A 19387-nucleotide genomic window follows, 5' to 3' on the forward strand; every position below is an offset into this window, starting at 1 on the left:
ACAGTCATGCGTTGCCACAGGACGTGGCGCACTTAGCATGACTTCCTCTTTATGGCGCCTACCGCTTTTCTATTTGTCCAGCTCCAGGCGCCAGCCCTTCGAGGTCATAAGCCAATCATCTCAAAAAGGCAAAGAGCGCCTTTTAGAGATGCTTGTCTTATGCTTGTCAGGGCTGACCGGCGCCTATCGCTTTTCTGTATAAGCACTAAATAAACCGATTGCGATTCCCAGTAGTGCTCCTCCTGCCACTTCAGCAGGCTGGTGGCCCAGCAGCTCATTTAGTTCCTGCTGTTCAGGACGGATGTTGAATAAACCTGGGAATTTGCCTGATAGTATTTCAATATCTGCGTCAAGATCGTTAACAATCTTCGCAATTTCACCAGTATGCCTTCTTATTCCTTGAGCATCATACATAACGATGATGCCGAAAATTACTGCAATGGCTGTTTCAATAGAAGAGACTCCTCTTTTCGCCGCTATATATGCAGCAAGGGAAGAGACACCTGCTGAATGGGAGCTCGGCATGCCGCCCGTTTGGAATAGAGGTTTCCAGTCCCATGTCCCATGCTCTTTTTTGTGTGTTATTATTTTTAACCCCTGTGCTGCGGTTATAGCGGTAAGTCCTGTCCAAACCCCTCTGTTCATATTCCTTCACCTGGCTTTTCTTCCGCTTTTTTCAATTCTTTCGTTCTGGGATCAACTGTATACCAGCCTGTTTTCTGAGATGCATTTTCTCCATTTTCAAAAACATGTATCATATATAATCCTCGCTCTTTATGGTGATAGCGTATATCGACAGAATGATTGTCCTCCAGGTCCAGTTTCTTCCTGGTCAGGTCTTCAGCTTGCTGTGGTGATATCGTTTCCATTTCTCTTCCTGTGTTCAAAGTATTTCTTGCTTCAATTAAGATGTGATCATCCCTTTTAGCATCCACATCTCCGGTATGAAGAAGTCCCTGATTTTGATTTGTCTCACCGGAGCTGTCATAGTTTGTTTGATTGCAGCCCACACAGCACATGGAAAGTAAGAGCAGCACTGTTATATACCTCATTTGTATCCTCCAATCGTTACTTGCCTGCTTCGCTCTTATTGTCCGACACTTTTAGGGTTATCATGCACTCTTTGTGTAGAAAGTGCCTTTCTTTAAGACGTAAAAAAACCGCTCATTGAGCGGTTCATCAAACGGTGTGGAAGAAAAAGTTTATTAAAAACAGCAGAGCGATAATGTAAAGCGGCCATTCCACTTCATTTTGCCGTTTCAACAAAATTTTTAATAACGGATATGCAACAAAGCCGAATGCCATCCCATCTACAATGCTGTAGGTGAGCGGGATAAATGCAATGATCAAAAAAGCGGGAAAGCTTTCAGTAAAATCGTTCAGATTTATGTTCTGAATATTCGTGATCATCAGTCCGCCAATCAGGATTAATATCGGAGCAATGGCATTGTCGGGAATATATTTAATGTATGGCAAAAACAGCAGCGAAAGAAGGAACAACCCGCCAGTTGTAATTGCTGTCAGACCAGTACGTCCTCCAGCAGAAATTCCGGCAGCTGTTTCAACAGTACTGACGGTTGGGCTTGTGCCAAAGACACCTGATGAAATTGCAGAAAGCGAATTGGCCTGAAGCGAGCGCTTATACCGTTCAGGTTTTTGAATCATGTTCACATGGCCGTTTACCAAGCCGATATTTTCAAAAACAATGACCATAGTGAGGGAAAACACTGCAATCCAAAAGGGTATTTCCCAGATAGCCTGGAACGATAATGCACCAAACACATTGAAGTAATCCGCGGCAGAGAATGCTTCACCTGTGTCAGCTTCAATATCTACAACTCCCAGCGCAAAAGCAGCAGCAGTACCAAACAGGATGCTGATGAGAAAATTACCTGGTACATTTCGCGCAAAAAGTGCCACGGTTACGATAAGTGTAAGAAGCGTAACAATAACAGCAGGATCACCAAAGTTCCCTACCTTAACAAAAGTTGTTTCGCTTGCTGATACAATGCCGCCCTTTTGCAGACCGATAAATGTCAGAAATAACCCTATTCCTACTGTTATAGCTTCTTTCAAAGCATTAGGGATCGCACTTGATATCACTTCTGTCAGCTTTGAATAGGCGATAACAGCAAACAAAACTCCTGAAATAAAGACAACTCCAAGTGCTTCCTGCCATGAAAGTCCAAGCGACTGGACAATTGTATAGGTGAAGAGAGCATTAACGCCCATCCCAGGGACTAGAATAATCGGCGTATTGCCCAGCAGCCCCATTAACAGGCATCCTGCCACTGTGGTCAGTACAGTAGCGATAATTCCAGCTTCAAGAGGAATGCCCGCATCAGCAAGAATAGATGCGTTCACAATGACAATATATACAACAGTAAAAAAAGAAACAACGCCGGCAATCAGCTCTTGCCTGACAGTTGTGCTGCTCTCATTTAATTGAAACCACTTATTCAATTGGTCGTACCTTCCTTATTAATAACCCTCAACCCAGCCCGTTTAACCGGCAAGCGCCGATTTACATTTAGCATTATAACAAGTCCGGTGATTTTATGCACGAAAACTTTTTCTCCCCCTCATTTCCTATGTAAAAAGTATGTAAATAGACAGGAAATGACAAAGAGCAAGCAGAAATAATGAGGGAGAACAAAAACAGAGAGGAAGAAGAAAATGTCTCAGTTACAGACTGAAAAACCGGAACTGCCTTCACAGCGAAGCACCCTGCAATTATTTATCTCTCTCCCAATCCTGTCGTGGGCTCTTTATGATTTTGCAAACACAATTTTTTCTTCAAACATTACTACCATCTTCTTTCCTTTTTATTTGCAGGAAGCAATTGGTGACAGTGAAAGGCTGAACCAAATAGCGAGTACATTTATCTCCTATGCAAATGCGGCGGCAAGTTTCTTTTTAGTTCTTTTTTCTCCTCTATATGGTGTTTTGATAGATCGAACCGGAAGAAAGAAGAAATTTATTGTGCCGCTGACACTGCTTTCTGTTGCTTGTACAATGCTTATGGGCATATTTGCTGGAATAGAGTTTCAGCAAACCTTTGCTGGTATTCCGCTGTCGCTTGCCCTTGTGGTGGTCCTGTTCGTCCTTGCTAAATTCTTTTACCACTCCAGCTTGGTTTTTTACGATCCAATGCTGCCTGATCTGGCTGAAAAGCGGGATCTTCCAGTCATCTCAGGATTTGGGGTAGCAGTAGGCTATATCGGTACGCTGGTCGGGCTGACAGTCTATTTATACGTTGGAGATGGTGATTTTCACAAGGCATTTATACCAACTGCACTTTTATTTTTAGTATTTTCTCTCCCTTTGTTTTTCTTTTATAAGGAAAAGGAAAAGCCGCTTCCTCATCCAGAGAAAAAATCGTTTTTCAGCGGCTATGGCGAAATACTTCAGACCTTTAAAGAAATCAAACAATACCGCCCTGTTTTTCTATTTATGCTTGCTTATTTCTTTTTAAATGATGCTATTGCAACTGCTATTGCCATGATGGCTGTTTATGCAAGGGCCATAGTAGGATTTTCATCCGGAGAATTTATTCTGCTATATCTCGTTTCAACAGTCGCAAGTATTATAGGCTCCTTTATTTTTGGATTTATCACAAAAAAAGCGGGTGCCAGAACGGCTGTAATGCTGGTCGGTTACATTCTTCTCATTGCACTTGCCGCGGCAGTCTTTGCGGTCTCTCCGGGATTATTTTGGATTGCGGGCAGCTTATTCGGTGTTTCTCTGGGAGCCATGTGGGTGACTTCAAGAATTTTTATCATAGAGCTTACTCCTGAGGAGAAAAGAGGGCAGTTTTTTGGCTTGTTTGCTTTTTCAGGAAAGGTATCATCCATTGTAGGTCCGCTGCTCTATGGAACAATCACATTTCTGCTTGCTGATTATGGAAATATTGCCAGCAGAACTGCTCTTGGATCATTAATGGTCCTTGTGGTTGCAGGTTTGATCATTCATGCCAGAATTCCTGCTGAAAATAAATCCTTCTAACCTGAATTTTGCGTGTCCGGGACATCCCTCCTGACATATAGATGTAGTGGAGATAGTTGAGAAAGGGTGTGAGACACCTGGCTCGCAAAATTTGGGGGGTAGATTCTGTTTACCGGGCGGATTCGCTTCTTTATGAATATGTAAAAGAAAAATATGGTGCCCCTAAATACTGGGGCAGGGTGATCACTGCATCACAGAAGGCTTCGGTAGCATTGTCAGAGAGGGAGGCAGCATTTCTTCATTCAAAGGACATACGTATTCTGCCGATATTTGATGAAGTGTCCGGGGCCATCGGGTTTGAAAAAGGGACAATTGCTGCGTCAAATGCTGTGTTTCATGCAAGAAAGGCTGGGGTTCCTAAAGAAAAGGCTTTGTTTGCCAATATAGGAAGTTTGACAGATATTGACTCAGAATGGCTGTACGGCTGGACGGAGAGAGTGCTTGCCTCCGGATACCGGCCCGGTTGTTACTATACATTTCAAAATGTGCAGTTCTTCAATTCGTATTGCAAAATGGCTGCTCATGACAAGGGAGCAGCAAGAGATTTGCTGCTCTGGTGCAGCGGACCTTATGAATACATGTCTTCTGAGAGAAAGGCGCCTCTCTTCAAACCAGCAGTCCCTCATTGCAGAAGCAATACGTGGATCTGGCAATATGGAGGAGAAAATGAGCATACTCCGATTGCAGCCAACCTTGCAGATGATAGAATCCTAAAATATTTATACTAAAAGCCTGATGTATTCAGGCTTTTACACTTTAAGTTCAGATGATAAGGAATTTCTGGGAATTCATATGGGAAGCTAAGGAGAAACAAAGCTAACTGAAAACTGCTAATACTTAAAGCAAAGCCAAAGCTGCCGATAATAATAGTAAATAAGACATATACAATGTTTTTTTGTAAATGAGGAAGGAAGAAACAGCATGGAGCAGCAAAAAGGAATTCTGCTGGAAAGCGGAACAAACGAACTGGAAATTGTTGAATTTAATGTTGGCGGGAGCTCATATGGAATTAATGTAATTAAAGTAAAAGAAATACTTATGCCTGTCAAAGTAACAGCAATCCCCCATTCACACAAATATGTAGAGGGAATTATCGAATTGCGGGGAGAAGTACTGCCGGTTGTCTGTATTGCTGATGCATTAGGAGTAGCCTTGGACAAAAGTTTAAATGACAAATTTATTGTGACAGAATTCAACAAACAAAAGCTTGTTTTCAGGGTGAGTACTGTTACACAGATACATCGAATTTCCTGGGAGCAGATTGAAAAGCCTTCCTCTATGTATCAAGGGGAAGCAACTCAAGTTACAGGAGTCGTTCAGCTGAATGGAGAGATGATTCTTCTTCTTGACTTTGAAAAAATTGTTGTTGAGATTAATCCTTCAGCAGGAATGACAGTTGAATCTGTTCAAAAGCTTGGAAAACGATCAAGATCTGCAAAAAACATTTTAATTGCAGAGGATTCACCTTTGTTACGAAAGTTGTTAAATGAAACGCTGACAGAAGCAGGTTATGAAAATCTGGAATTTTTTGAAAATGGCCAAGAAGCCCTGGAATATTTGCTTCACCTTAAGAGTGAAAAAGGCAGCATAGAAGAATATGTTCAGCTTGTGATTACTGACATCGAAATGCCTAAGATGGACGGACATCATTTTACGAAACGAATAAAACAAGAAGAAGATTTGCAGACTCTTCCTGTAATTATTTTTTCATCACTTATAACAAACGACCTTTTGCATAAAGGTAAAATGGTTGGAGCAGATGCACAAGTGAGTAAGCCAGAAATAAGAGAACTGGTAGCTGAAATCGACAAGTATGTATTATAAAGTGAGCTAACTGTGTTTTATTCTTGATCCATACATAATCGCAGAGATAGGGACAAGCAGGAAAGAAAGCCCGTATCAGAGAGGAACATTTCATTTCTGATACGGGCTATAAGTACTTCACTTTCAAACGTCATGCATCAATCATACAATAAAACAGGTATTGCTATTATGATAAAGTAAATATTGCAGGCAGATTTGCTTGTTGTCAGCAGAGGGAGTTCCGGGGATACTTGAAAGTAAGGAGTGAGATTTATGATTAAAAAAGCTGAGCTTGCTGCCAGAAGAGCTCATCGAGGACAAATCAGAAAACTCACTGGAGAATCTTATTTTGTTCATCTCCAAGGAGTGGCGGATATTCTGCGGAGAGCTGATTTCAGGCAGGAAGTCATTGCTGCAGGCTATCTACATGATGCAGCAGAGGATACGGATTATAACGAAACCATTATATTGTTGAACTTTGGAGCCGATGTGGCTGGATTGGTCAATTTTAACACGGAGGACAAGCGGCTCGATTGGGAGGATAGAAAATCTGCCACCATTACCAAGCTGAAAGGGGCCTCACTAGAGGAGAGGGCGCTGGTTGCAGCAGATAAACTTGATAATTTAAATAGTATCATATCTTCTTATGAAATATTCGGTGAAGATATATGGCAGCATTTTAAGCGGGGAAGAGAGCAGCAACAGTGGTATTATAAGGCGATTGCGGCAGGCATTATAAAAGAAGATGAAGTACAACCTAAGTTTTTCAAAGAACTGTCACAAAAAGTGAATCATTTTTTCAGAGAGAGCATATAAAAAAATCCCGCGGCTGCGGGATTTTTTTATTAAAAGTAACTTTCTCCAAGCTTTTTGAAAACAGGCTTGGCATAAACCGGCTGCTTTTGGGATTTGCCTCGTTGTTTATGTGCTGGACTTTCTTCTTTCAGCCCTACATAATCTTGCAGCAGGTTTTTCGCTTTGTATAAAGATAACGCTGTCTTCGGGTTTCGGTATGAGTTGTTTAAAGACCCTAGATGTGGGAGGGTTTCGAAGTCATCCTTTGTAGGAGGCATATGAAAATAATAGTCGCCCGCTGCTACTAGTACGTCAGACTGCTGCTGGCTGTATTTAGGATTTTGGGAAAAGTGAAGGCCTTCCTTAGAGGCTTTTCCTTCTTCAAGAAGCTTGAGTAAAGCTCTCTTTTTAAGCATGTAGAGAAACTTAGGATTAGGAGCAGTTTTCGCATGCCGGTTTACAACATAAACAGCTTTAGCAATATTATCTGTGGTGAGTTCCAGCTCTCTTATTTTTTTATGGTCATCCATATTTTCTCTCCTTTGCAGTTCATAATACCTTGTATTAATTATACTCTTTGGCACCCATAAAGCAAATAGATATTAAGGCTTGTAAAAGGGTGCCCGCATTTGTTATTCCACAATTCAATGTATTTCAAACATGTTTTTTTATGTCCAGATTCTTTGATTTCTTCATCTCACTAATAAAAATGTCCGCAAAATAAGGATCCCATTGTTTTCCTCGTCCATCTGCCAGAATAGAAAGCGCTTTGGCAGCATTCATGCCTCGCCTGTAAGGCCTGTCAGACGTCATTGCATCGAAAGCGTCTGCCACAGCCATTATTCTGCCGAAAACCGGAATTCTCTCTCCTGAAAGCCCTTCTGGATAACCTTGTCCGTCGTACCGTTCATGATGATACTTTACACCTGGTATTAAAGGGGCTATGGTCTCTGAATCTCCAGACTGAGCAAGGATTTGTGCACCTATAACAGGATGCTTTTTTATTTCATTAAACTCTTCTTCTGTCAGCCTTCCTTCTTTCAACAGTATAGAATCTTTTATCCCGATTTTACCTATGTCATGCAGGAGAGCAGAATTTTTCAATTGTTCTATCTGATCTTCCGGCATAGCTGCACACTTGGCAATCAACGCGGAATATTCAGCAACCCTGACAGAGTGTCCGGCAGTATAGGGGTCTTTCGCATCAAGGGTAAAAGCCAGTGTTTTAAAGAAGCCATCCAGCAGTTCGCGGTTTTTCTGTTCACGTTCATTCAAATAAAGAACCATTTTGTTGAAACCTCCGACCAGCTCGGAAAACTCGTCAGTATATATCTCGTTAATATAAGGAGTTTTTCCTCTGCCAACACTCTTCATTTCTCTGTGAAGCAGGTTAATGGGTTCTATAAGGCCTTGAAACAGCAGGTAAGCACCTCCATAGGCGGAGAAAAAGGAAACGATTAGTATTCCTGCTGCCCAGCTCCAGTATTCAGCAGATAATCCATATTGAGCTTCTGTCAGCTGTAACTGAGTGGCGAGACTGAAGAGAAGCAAAGGAAACGCTCCAATATATAAGCCGCAATATAATACTTTTTTTCTTAGGGAAGCTCCGGAAGACTGTCCCAATGCCAGATCATGATGATAATAAAGCAGAGTTTTTGATCTGATAGCTTTCAGGAGAGGTTTAATCGCTTTCGATGCCAGAAAAAACTCTATGATAGCATGCATGCAGGTAATAATAAAAGAAACTAAAGCGGCAATAAAAAGATAGTGCAGGGGTACTGATAGATAGCCGGCAGAAATTGCACCATATGCAAGGGAAATGGCAGGCACTGTACTGCCCAAAAAGTGTGGACCCATAATTCTTTTAAAAGTAAGCTCTGGAAACATTTGAGCTTGATGAAAAGCCTTTTCCTGAGTGTGAAGAGAAGGTTTTCTCTGAGAAAATGCTGCTTTGATTGGGGCTAAATGTCTCGTAAATACTATGAGCTCAAGGGCGGCACACGAACAAAGTGCGACTGCCATAATAGACAAGATGACAACAGTTTCTTCATTAGAAATACTCAAAGTTGATAGAACAATTAAAGAACCGGCTCCAAATATGGCAACAATGCTGCCGATCAAGTAGTTTTTCAAGAGACTTAGGTAAAAATCCTTATATGTCTGCATTGTGATCTCCATATTTCTGTATTGTTTTACCTTATTATACTAAAAATATAAGTCTTTTTCATCATAAAACGACTTTCCTTTGAGAAGTATGAAGCGAATTTTTTATAGACTAGGTACTCTCACGAATATGGTGAGCACTAAAGTGAGATGTTGGAAACCATAATAAGCGCTAAAGAACGGAAGGAAATTCAAAACAATCCGTTGTTAATTTTTCGTGCTGCGGGTATGTTAAAATGTAGATGATTGCAGAAAGAATGAGGTGATTGCATGAGCCAGGAATCTAGAATGGAAGAATTTCGGTCTGTAGAAGAATGGAGAAATAAATTAATCAGCCAAACTCAGGACTATAAGAGAGATTTGGAGGTAGTTAAAGGAGAACACACAAGGCAGCTGCTGCTGGATGAGATAGAAGAGAACGAGGCTTTTATTGAATCATTGGACAATGATCTTAATAACAAATAGGCTAAAAAGATTTTTTAATGAATGTAGCCAGACTAAAAGGACAAAGGACACCGAAAAAGTTTCGGACACAGTCTTTTGTCCTCAATAAGCTGTAGATTTTAGATTAGAGAGCGGAATTGATTTCTGATTTTTTCTTTCTTAACGGACCTGAAGAGCTTTCCTGTGCAGCAGCTGTTCTGCTCAGCTTAGGAAGCGTCATTGCATAAAAGATAGATACCGCGAGAATGATCATTCCCATTCCGTAATATAAATAATCTATGGAAACGACTATTTTAGGAAATAAGAGGGCAATTGCCCCTAAAGTAAGGGATTGGGCAAACATCATCATCGGGTCAATCCATCCGCTTACTCTCCCCATTAAACGAGGATGAACAATTTTGGGCATCCATCCCCCGATTGCTACATTGACAGGTCCGATACATATACCCAGCAAAAAGACAGCAGCTAAGTAAATGGATAATGTATCAGTAAAACCCAGCACAAATACCAGCGTACTTGCAATAAAGATCGGAAACACCATGAGTTTATATGTTTTTACTTTTCCGGAAAGATATGCCGCAATTGCACTGCCTGCTATCAGGCCTACACCAAGTGCAATGGCAAAAAAGGAAGCGTACAATTCATAATTATCAGGAGAATATTTATACTTCATCGTAAACATGGGCAAAATGGCAAACCCGCCGCTAACAAACCCGAAAACAAAAAATCCAAAAATAAGAGATGCAAGCAGTTTATTTCTGTAAATATAGAGAATTCCTTCTTTAAAATCTTTAGCTGCACCACTTATGCTGATTTCCTTCCAGGAGACATTGCCATTGGGCAGGCGGGCATGTTTAGGTATTTTACATGCACGTATTAATAACCCGGAGGCAACAAAGCTGATAAAATCGACCACAACAGCTCCGTGTATTCCAACAGTTTTGTAGGCGAGAGCTCCCAGCCCTACCCCGAATACCATAAATAAACTGAACAAAATCTGGTTAAGTCCAGCTGCCTGAGCATACTGCTCCTTTTTAAGAATACCTTGCACAAGGCTGTTTTCAGCAGGAAAAAAGAACTTTGTAACAGCGCTCCTTAGAAAAAGAATAAAGAAAATAAGCGGAACAGAATGGATAAAAAGTGAACCAAAGAGAAGTACAGTCAGGCCTGCCCGAACCCAGTCGCAGTTTTCCGCTACCTTTTTACGGTCAAATTTATCTGCAACTACTCCTACTATAAAAAAAACAAAGATGGTCGGCAAAGAATACATCAGCTCTGCCAAAGTAGCGTAATAGGGCTGATTGCTGAAATGTTCCAGCAGATAAAAAGCAAAGGCCATGTTTCCAATAGTGGTTCCCATTTGTGAAGCAAGAGCGGCAAAAAACAATTTTACAAAATTTGGGTTACGAAAGATATCCATTGCAGCTCTCCTTATTGGCTTTCTAGCAAGTACTGTAGTTATTATAAGGGATTAAGTGGAATTTTAATATATATTATTTGTAAATTTTTTACTTGCATACCTCTATCAGGCTTCTTACTCAGCGAATTAAAACAGGGGTTCCATTCGGCACAATTCCAGCTAGTTCAAGAACATCCTGATTAAACATCCTGATGCACCCCTTTGAGACGGCTTTGCCTATAGAGGAAGGATCATTGGTTCCATGAATGCCGTAATGGATTTTAGAAAGGCTGAGCCACATTGCGCCAAAAGGTCCTCCTGGATTAGGTTCACGATTTACAATGACATAGTCTCCCGCTGGGGTGGCAGAAACCATTCTTCCGACTGCAATGGGATATGCTTTGATTACTTGTCCGTTTTTAACCAGCGTCAGCCTTTTAGCTGAAATAGAGATTAAAATTTGATAGGGAATGGTCGAAGGATCAGGTAATCCAGGAATCATCAGTTTTTGCCCGGGGTATAGAAGAGCTGCAGAGGAAATGTTATTGGCTGCAAGTATGGCAGAAAGTGAAGTTCTGTAATCAAGCGCTATACTGGAAAGGGACTCACCTTGCTTAACTGTATGAATCATTTTGTACTCCTTTCAAAAATGCATGATATACACCAAACTATGAGAGAAGTCATGATTTGTTGAATGTTCCAACAAGGGTGAAAATTCATGATAAAGAGTGTGTTATAATGAGATCAACAATTATTCAGAGGGTGTTGGCATGGAGAAATACGGCATAATTGATATTGGTTCAAACACAATGCGGCTTGTCATTTTCCAGCAGGACAGAAGCGGCCGTTTAAAAGAAATAGAGAACGTAAAAGTGGTAGCAAGGCTGCGGGAGTATCTCACGGAGGATTACATTCTGACAAACCGCGGAGTGGATGTTTTGCTTTCTGCTTTAAACAGCTTTCAAAAAGTTACCCGCCACCATAAACTTGACGAAATCAAGTGTGTTGCAACAGCAACAATCAGGCAGGCAGTTAATCAAAAGGAAATTATCACTTCAGTTGAAAATAAAACAGATTTTTCTATGAGGGTTCTTTCAGAATATGAAGAGGCCTATTATGGATATTTGGCAGTTGCCAACTCTACTGCATTAGAAACAGGAATTACTGTTGATATAGGCGGAGGGAGCACAGAAGTTACTTACTTTGAAAATAGAGAATTAAAAGAATATCATAGCTTTCCATTTGGAGCAGTGTCACTAAAAAAACAATTCATTTCAGGAGACGTTCCTTCTGAAAATGAGATTGTTAAACTGAGGGACTTTATTGCCGGCAGCTTTAAAAGTCTGCCATGGATTCAGGGAAAGAAAGTGAATCTTGTTGGCATTGGGGGCAGTGCCAGAAATATGGTGCAGATTGATCAGGCAGCAAGACAATATCCATTTGCAGGTGTTCATCAGTATAAAATGAACCGGGAAAATATTTATCATATTAAAAGGTTCCTGGCTTCACTCTCATTTCAGGACCTTCAAAGGGTTGAAGGTCTGTCAAAGGATCGTGCTGATATCATTATCCCTGCTGTGGAAGTCTTTCATACCCTTGCAGAACTCATAAATACCGATACATTTATCCTCAGTAGAAAAGGTTTGCGTGATGGAATTTTTTATGAGGAGCTTACAAAAAATTTTGGAGTTAGTAAATTTCCGAATGTTGTGGAAGAAAGCTTCTATGAGCTTGCCACCGATTATGATATTAATCTGAATCATGTTTATCATGTGACAAAAATCCTTACAGACTTAATTTCTCTTTTGGGCCGGGAAGGCGTTCTGTCATTTTCAAAAGAAGAAATGGTTCTTTTGAAAAGGGGGGCATTTGTCTACAATCTGGGCCAGTATATAGATTCTGAATCCAGCAGCCAGCATACATTTTACCTGCTCGCGAACAGGACGATTGACGGCTTGCTGCATATGCAGAGATTAAAACTTGCACTTGTTGCTTCTTATAGAAGTAAAGCTTCTTTTAGGCAATACATCGGTCCATATGAGAGCTGGTTTTCCAAAGAGGAGCAGAAAAACTTGCGCTTGATGGGAGCTCTTTTAAAATTTGCCTACAGCCTGAATGCAACCAAACGGAATATTGTGAAAGAAATCAGTTTAGCTAAAGATGAGGAAGGTTATTATTTAACTGTTGCTTGCAGCGATGATTGGCAGCCGGAACAATATCAAGTTGAAAAAGAAAAAAAACATCTTGAGAAAACGTTGAAGTCGAGTATTAATGTGAATTTCGTAAAAGCCAAATGAAGCTGTCTACTGATAGCTTCTTTCTTATGAAAATAGACCTTAACAAAATATTAATAAATAATTTACAATAAATTTACAATATCAGTCGCTGCTATTGCTATTATATCAACTGTACAGTGTGAGAAGGGTGGAGAGTTTGTGGCAACGAACATCAATCAAATGACAGAATTACATAAACCTACGTATTATAACAATCGTGAGCTCAGTTGGCTGGCTTTCAATGAACGCGTTCTTGAAGAAGCCCTTGATGAAAGAAATCCCCTGCTTGAGCGGTTAAAGTTTCTGGCGATCTTCAGTTCCAACCTGGATGAGTTCTTTATGGTTCGCGTGGCAGGTCTTAAAGATCAAGTAAAAGCCGGTTTTAACAAGCCTGAAAATAAGGCAGGCATGACTCCTAAACAGCAGCTTACCGAAATTTCTAAAAAAAATCATCAGCTCGTTAACCGGCTGTATAAGGGTTTCAGCCATATTCTTGAGCCGAAACTTGCGGATGAGAAAATTTCAATTTTAAATCCACAGGACTTAAGTGATGCAGAGCTTCAGGAGCTTGAGATCTATTTTGATGAACATATATTTCCTGTGCTGACGCCAATGGCTGTAGATGCATACAGGCCGTTTCCCTCACTTTTAAACAAAAGTTTGAATCTTGCCATCGTTCTTGAAGATGATGAGGAAGAAGATGAAGATTACAGGGTGAAAAGAGCCATTGTACAGGTTCCGGCTGTATTGGACCGATATATTGAAATAAATCACGGGGAAGATTCCTATAAGGTGATCATGCTGGAAAAAGTAATTTCTCATTTCATACATAAACTTTTCACAGGTTACAGGGTCAGATCAGTAACAGAGTTCAGAATTACCAGGAATGCTGATTTAACCATTCATGAAGAAGGAGCTCGGGATCTACTGCTTGAAATAGAAAAAGAGCTGAAAAGAAGAAAATGGGGCGCAGCTGTTCGACTTGAAATATTAAAGGACAGCTATGATCAAAATCTGCTGGACTATTTGCTGAGCGAGCTTGAAATTCATCAGAAGGATGTATATGAAGTGGAGGGGCCGCTGGATTTAACTTTTCTGTTTGGCTTTTCAAAGTCTGCCGGGCAATTCAAAGATCATTTAACTTTTCAAACCTTAATTCCGCAGCCTGCTGTTGATCTTCCTTCTGATTCAGATATATTTGAGACTGTTTCACAGCAGGATGTTTTTCTGCACCATCCTTATGAATCTTTTGAGCCGGTGGTCGATTTTATTTCTTCAGCTGCACATGACCCCGATGTACTTGCAATCAAGCAGACTTTATACAGAGTAAGCGGAGGAAGCCCAGTCATCGAAGCTTTAAAAACAGCTGCTGAAGCCGGAAAGCAAGTGACAGTTCTGGTTGAGCTGAAAGCAAGGTTTGATGAAGAAAATAATGTCCAATGGGCAAAGGAGCTCGAACAGTCCGGCTGCCACGTTATTTATGGCATGACACACTTGAAGACTCACAGTAAAATCACTTTGATTGTCAGGAAGAAAAATAACCGCATCGACCGTTTTGTCCATTTGGGTACAGGCAACTATAATGATCAAACGGCCAAAATATATACTGATATGGGATTGTTAACTTCTAAAAGAAAGATCGGCATCGATGCTACCAATTTCTTTAATTATTTAAGCGGCTACACAGATAAGCCTGAATTTCATCATTTGTCGGTGGCTCCTTTTGATATCAGGAGTGAATTTATCGCATTGATAGATGAAGAAATAAAGTTTCATAGGAGATTTGGAAATGGGCGGATTATTGCAAAAATGAACTCCTTAACAGACAAACCTCTAATTGTAAAGCTCTATGAAGCTTCAAATGCTGGAGTTAAGATTGACCTGATCATCAGGGGAATTTGCTGCTTAAGGCCGGGAATTCAGGGAATCAGCGAGAATATTAAGGTGAGAAGTATCGTTGGCCGATATCTTGAGCACAGCAGAATATACTATTTTCATCATAATGGAGAGGAAAAAACCTTTCTGTCTTCCGCTGATTTAATGACACGGAATATGGAAAAAAGAGTTGAAATATCCTTTCCTATCTTTGAAGGAAGCATTAAAAAGCGGATTAACAAAATTTTAGATGTTCAGCTGGCTGATAATATGAAAGCACGTGAACAGGATCATCATGGTGTTTATCACTATGTAGAAAGGGAACCCGGTGAGCCCGAAATCGACAGCCAGCTAGTCCTTTTCGGTATGGCTTACAAAGTAACAGAGGGAGAAGAATAACAAAAAGCGTGCTGTCTCATTTGCTGCCCAGCTGTTTTTCGCCAGTTGTAAGAGTCCTGGATGAAGCTGTGTTTTGCTCAGCATCCTAAATATTTATTCTGAAGAAGTGCATCTTGCACTTCTTTTTTACAGCCTTTACTATGAAGTTAGAGGACAAGAAGACAGGTGGGGTAGAATGAACAGCTGGTTACAGCATCTACATGAAAGTATTGGGGATGAAGAACATCAGAAACATATTAAAGAAACAATACTGCCGATATTGCTGAAGCACATCAAAGATTTTGTGTTTTTAATGAGAGTGGAGCAAAATCCGCTTCAATTTTCATATATCTTTGTAAATGATGAAGGAGCAAAACACGCAAGACTTCCCGCCAGCTATGAAGGAATGAGTTTGCATGACCTTCTTCCGAAGGACGCAGCTGATCACCTGCATAATAAGTATCAACAAGTAATGAGAACAGGGCAATCTCTTTCTTTTCAGGATCAGGTGGAAATTGGCAAGGGGAACTATGTTATAGGAGAATCCAGACTTTCTCCTATAAAAGACGACAACAGCCAGATAAAGTATATTATTTCTGTAACAAGAGATATCACTCAGCTGGCAAACGAACAGCAGCAGCTGAAGGAGAGCCAGCAAAGATATAAATCTCTTGTCGACCATAACCTTGATGCTATATTTACTTTGGCGAATGATGGGACCATTCTCGCTGTAAATCCTTCTGCAAAAAAACTTACTGGTCTGTCAGAGAGACAGCTGATCAGCAAAAAGCTGCAAACTTTTTTTTCTGAAAAAGAAGAAAGGGTACTCAAGATGTTTGAGCAAACATTGAAAGGGGCAGCAGCAGAAGAGGAAATATCATTTGCATCACACGGGGAAGTTACGCTTCACTGCAAAACTATACCGGTTTTCTTGCAGGATTCCGTCAGCGGTTTGTTCTTTATATGCAGAGATGTGACAGAAAAGGTTCGGCAGGATCAAAGAATTAAACATATGGCATATTATGATACTCTTACCGGCCTGAAAAACAGAAGCGCTTTAAAAAAAGATGCACATGAAATGATTCAGAATCAGAAAGAGCATTCTTTCGCACTGTTGTTTATTGATTTAGATCGCTTCAAGATGCTGAATGATACGATGGGGCACAATGTGGGAGATCATCTGCTGATCGAAGTTGGCAACAGGTTCCGGCAGCTGGATTATTCTTCTTTTGATGTATACAGGCATGGAGGAGATGAGTTTATTATTCTTTTGAATAATGCTTCTGAGGATGAAGCCGAAGCAGGAGCGTCTGCTTTGCTGGGGTTATTCCATGATCCGATTGATTTAAACGGACTCGACTATTATATTAGTCCGAGCATTGGGATCAGCATTTTTCCGAAGCATGGCAGCACACTGGATGAGCTGTTAATTTCAGCAGATACAGCACTCTACGAGGTAAAAAAGAGGGGCAGGGGAGATTATCAGCTGTTTGCGGAAAGGATGAAAAGCGACACAGGCAATGTTCTGCTGATAGAAACCGGACTGCGCAGGGCGATTGAAAACAGAGAGCTCAGGCTGGCCTATCAGCCTCAAATAGACTTGCGTTCAAGGGAACCGATCAGTTTCGAAGTTCTTGTCAGATGGGAGCCTGCAAATCTCCCCGCTATCTCACCGGCAGAATTTATACCTGTTGCAGAAGAATCCGGTTTGATCATACCGCTGGGTGAATGGATTCTTGAGGAAGCAATGAAGCAGCTGTACACGTGGAAACAGGAAGGACTGCCAGAGGCTGTACTGGCAATTAATCTTTCAGCTAAACAATTTATGCAGCCCTACCTGGTTGAAATGATACAATCCCTCATGCTGACATATGAAGTGCAGCCCGCTCAAATTGAACTTGAGATAACAGAGGGAGCCCTGACAAATCCTGATGAAGCATATGAAATGATCCGCAGATTAAAGGATCTGGGTCTGTCTATCAGCATAGATGATTTTGGTACTGGCTACTCTTCGCTGACTTATCTAAAAAGATTTCCAATAGATTCACTAAAAATAGATCAGTCGTTTGTAAAGGACTTGCTTTTAGATGAACAAAACAGAGCTATAACCACGACGATTCTGCACCTGGCCCAAAGCCTTGGGCTCCGCGTAGTTGCAGAAGGAGTTGAAACAAAGGAACAGCTGCTGTTTCTTGAGGAAAACGGATGTCAGATTGGACAGGGCTTTTATTTTGACAGTCCTCTCTCAGCTTCAGAAATTCAGCAAACCTACCTTAGAAAAAAGGAATATAAGTAATGTTCACGGGCACTGTGAGGAAGAATACATCTTTCATAAAGCTGGCCTAAAAAATGAAAAGCCCTCTGCATTGTGCAGGGGGCTTTTCAATTCTTAGTACGTTTTAATGTGAATATACTAATCTCCGGGACTGACAAGAATCGGAACGGAATTCTCGTAGTTCCAAGTCCCCTGTTCACATATAGCTGGAAATTTTCCCTTACCTGATACAATCCCTCTACATAAATATCTGCGAAAGGGGGGGTTACCAATGCGCCGTAAAAGGGAACCTGAACTTGTCCGCCATGACTGTGCCCTGAAAGCTGCAGATTGACAGAGTAACCTGCAGCTTGTTCTGCTGCATCCGGTTCATGTGCGAGAAACACAACAAATTGTTCTTCCGAAAAACCGGCAAGTGTTCCCTCGTAATCGGGCTGTCCCAGCATCAAGTCATCAATGCCTGCAATAATAATGGAAGTTTGATCTAAAAGCTTGATAGGCAATGCTTCATTTCGCAGAAGAGTGAAACCTGAGAGATCCATAACATTGCTGTAAATATCAGTACCATAGCCGCCATGATCGTGATTGCCGTAAATAGCGAATTTCCCGAGGGGTGCATTCAGTTTAGATAGTACAGGGGAAATTAAGTTTGTTTCATTGTAGGAATTTGGTTCATCCATTAAATCTCCTGTAAACACAATGATGTCTGGGGATAGTAAATTGACTTCATCCACTACCTTTTCCAGCTGCTCTATCGTGTAGAAGGGGCTTAAATGCGTATCGCTGAATTGAACAATCTTAATACCGTCAAATCCTGGAGGAAGCTTTGGACTCAAGATTGTTAGTTCGTTTTTTTCCATCATGCGAGGCTCCAAATACCGAGAATACCCATATCCTCCGAAAACAACAGCTAATCCTGCAGCAGCGGTTGAAAGTATTTTTTTAAGGAAAGTACGTCTTGAATAAGTTTTTGTCATAAAGCCAAACCAACCATTCTTCATGTTTCTTTTGTTGTATTATAGCACGACAGCAGCCATCTCTTAATCTATTTTCCTCTAAGAAGCAGAAGTTAGAAAAATAAGAAAATTTATGGTAAAATGAATGAGTATTCATTTTTAGGGGGGCTGAAATTGAGGGACTCAGTTATCATTGTAACAGGCGGTTCAAGCGGCATGGGAAAAGCAATGGCAAAAAGATTTGCAGAAAGTGGAGCAAAGGTGATAATCACTGGGAGAACATTAGAAACACTTCAAGAAACGAAGAAAGAAATAGAAAAAGATGAAGATCAGGTACTCACGTTTCAAATGGATGTAAGAGATCCGGAAAAAGCACAAGAGCTAATTCAATTTGCAGACGAGCACTTTGGAAGACTGGACGCTTTGGTTAACAATGCAGCCGGAAACTTTATTGTGCCGGCTGAGAAATTAACTGTGAATGGCTGGAATGCCGTCATTAATATCGTATTAAATGGTACTTTTTATTGCAGTTCTGCTGCGGGGAATTATTGGATTGAAAAGGGAATAAAGGGCTCCATTATTAATATGGTAGCCACATACGCCTGGGGGGCAGGTGCCGGAATTATTCATTCAGCTGCAGCGAAAGCGGGGGTACTGTCCCTGACAAGATCTCTTGCTGTTGAATGGGGATCTCGCTATGGTATACGAGTCAATGCAATTGCCCCAGGGCCTATAGATCAGACGGGCGGTGCTGCGAAACTTTGGACGTCTGAAGAAGCGGCAAAGAGAACCATTAACAGTGTTCCACTCGGCAGGCTTGGGCAGCCGGAAGAAATTGCAGCGCTGGCTGCTTTTCTGTTATCTGATGAAGCTCAATATATCAATGGAGAGTGTATCGCCATGGACGGCGGTCAGTGGCTGAACCCTCATCCGTTTTAAAAATCGCAGAAATCTCTTCCGCTCGTCCTGTTTTCGGCAGTCTATCACCCCCCTCTGCATGCAAGGCTGTGATATAATT

The 19387-nt window shown here is 41.0% G+C and carries 17 protein-coding genes; 9 read left to right on the forward strand and 8 right to left on the reverse strand.

Translation table 11 applies throughout. From position 1 onward, the window contains the following. Positions 1–183: 183 nt before the first annotated feature. The 3 genes from GJU40_RS16780 to GJU40_RS16790 form a co-directional block, all read right to left on the reverse strand. Complete coding sequence (locus GJU40_RS16780; protein ID WP_154309227.1) at positions 184–645, reverse strand: divergent PAP2 family protein; 462 nt, start codon at positions 643–645, stop codon at positions 184–186. Then, entirely contained in the window at positions 642–1052 is a 411-nt protein-coding gene (locus tag GJU40_RS16785; RefSeq protein ID WP_154309228.1) for a hypothetical protein, read from the reverse strand. The genes GJU40_RS16780 and GJU40_RS16785 overlap by 4 nt, the downstream gene beginning before the upstream one ends. Positions 1053–1179: 127 nt before the next feature. Then, on the reverse strand, positions 1180–2463 hold the full coding sequence (locus GJU40_RS16790; protein ID WP_154309229.1) for an NCS2 family permease: 1284 nt from the start codon (positions 2461–2463) through the stop codon (positions 1180–1182). A 213-nt stretch (positions 2464–2676) separates the two neighbouring features. On the opposite strand from GJU40_RS16790, the gene GJU40_RS16795 reads away from it, so the two are divergent. From GJU40_RS16795 to GJU40_RS16810, 4 genes are all read left to right on the forward strand, one after another. Continuing rightward, a complete protein-coding gene (locus tag GJU40_RS16795; RefSeq protein WP_154309230.1) occupies positions 2677–4005 on the forward strand; it encodes an MFS transporter in 1329 nt (442 codons plus the stop codon). 56 nt (positions 4006–4061) lie between these two features. Continuing rightward, positions 4062–4733: a glycoside hydrolase family 25 domain-containing protein gene (locus GJU40_RS16800; RefSeq protein WP_170289442.1), complete on the forward strand. Its 672-nt coding sequence runs from the start codon at positions 4062–4064 to the stop codon at positions 4731–4733. A 193-nt stretch (positions 4734–4926) separates the two neighbouring features. Next, positions 4927–5829 (forward strand): chemotaxis protein, encoded by a 903-nt coding sequence (locus tag GJU40_RS16805; RefSeq protein WP_154309232.1) that lies wholly within the window; start codon positions 4927–4929, stop codon positions 5827–5829. A 252-nt stretch (positions 5830–6081) separates the two neighbouring features. Next, positions 6082–6624 (forward strand): HD domain-containing protein, encoded by a 543-nt coding sequence (locus GJU40_RS16810; RefSeq protein WP_154309233.1) that lies wholly within the window; start codon positions 6082–6084, stop codon positions 6622–6624. Between the two features lie 29 nt (positions 6625–6653). Here the strand turns inward: GJU40_RS16810 and GJU40_RS16815 are convergent, their stop codons facing one another. Both GJU40_RS16815 and GJU40_RS16820 read right to left on the reverse strand, forming a co-directional pair. Then, on the reverse strand, positions 6654–7133 hold the full coding sequence (locus GJU40_RS16815) for a YkyB family protein (RefSeq protein WP_154309234.1): 480 nt from the start codon (positions 7131–7133) through the stop codon (positions 6654–6656). A gap of 124 nt (positions 7134–7257) precedes the next feature. Next, positions 7258–8769 (reverse strand): HD-GYP domain-containing protein, encoded by a 1512-nt coding sequence (locus tag GJU40_RS16820; RefSeq protein WP_170289443.1) that lies wholly within the window; start codon positions 8767–8769, stop codon positions 7258–7260. A 267-nt stretch (positions 8770–9036) separates the two neighbouring features. Between GJU40_RS16820 and GJU40_RS16825 the strand changes: the two genes are divergently transcribed. Then, entirely contained in the window at positions 9037–9231 is a 195-nt protein-coding gene (locus tag GJU40_RS16825) for a hypothetical protein (protein ID WP_154309236.1), read from the forward strand. A 103-nt stretch (positions 9232–9334) separates the two neighbouring features. Here GJU40_RS16825 and GJU40_RS16830 read toward each other — a convergent pair whose 3' ends face one another. Then, the gene (locus GJU40_RS16830) at positions 9335–10630 is read right to left on the reverse strand and encodes an MFS transporter (protein ID WP_154309237.1); all 1296 of its coding nucleotides are present in this window, start codon (positions 10628–10630) and stop codon (positions 9335–9337) included. Positions 10631–10748: 118 nt separating this feature from the next. Then, the gene (locus GJU40_RS16835) at positions 10749–11240 is read right to left on the reverse strand and encodes a L,D-transpeptidase family protein (protein WP_154309238.1); all 492 of its coding nucleotides are present in this window, start codon (positions 11238–11240) and stop codon (positions 10749–10751) included. Between the two features lie 139 nt (positions 11241–11379). Between GJU40_RS16835 and ppx the strand changes: the two genes are divergently transcribed. The 3 genes from ppx to GJU40_RS16850 all read left to right on the forward strand — a co-directional run bounded on the left by ppx (position 11380) and on the right by GJU40_RS16850 (position 17434). After that, positions 11380–12906, forward strand: a complete 1527-nt coding sequence (gene ppx, locus GJU40_RS16840) for an exopolyphosphatase (protein WP_154309239.1) — start codon at positions 11380–11382, stop codon at positions 12904–12906. A gap of 159 nt (positions 12907–13065) precedes the next feature. Continuing rightward, the gene (locus GJU40_RS16845) at positions 13066–15159 is read left to right on the forward strand and encodes an RNA degradosome polyphosphate kinase (protein WP_154309251.1); all 2094 of its coding nucleotides are present in this window, start codon (positions 13066–13068) and stop codon (positions 15157–15159) included. A gap of 175 nt (positions 15160–15334) precedes the next feature. Beyond that, positions 15335–17434, forward strand: coding sequence for a GGDEF and EAL domain-containing protein (locus GJU40_RS16850; protein WP_154309240.1), 2100 nt, complete (start codon positions 15335–15337; stop codon positions 17432–17434). An 86-nt stretch (positions 17435–17520) separates the two neighbouring features. Here the strand turns inward: GJU40_RS16850 and GJU40_RS16855 are convergent, their stop codons facing one another. Then, positions 17521–18390 (reverse strand): metallophosphoesterase, encoded by an 870-nt coding sequence (locus GJU40_RS16855; protein WP_154309252.1) that lies wholly within the window; start codon positions 18388–18390, stop codon positions 17521–17523. 120 nt (positions 18391–18510) lie between these two features. Between GJU40_RS16855 and fadH the strand changes: the two genes are divergently transcribed. Continuing rightward, positions 18511–19308 (forward strand): 2,4-dienoyl-CoA reductase, encoded by a 798-nt coding sequence (gene fadH / locus GJU40_RS16860; protein WP_212029879.1) that lies wholly within the window; start codon positions 18511–18513, stop codon positions 19306–19308. The last annotated feature ends 79 nt before the right edge of the window (positions 19309–19387 follow it).

The organism is Metabacillus lacus (genome assembly GCF_009674805.1).
Lineage (GTDB): Bacteria > Bacillota > Bacilli > Bacillales > Bacillaceae > Metabacillus_C > Metabacillus_C lacus.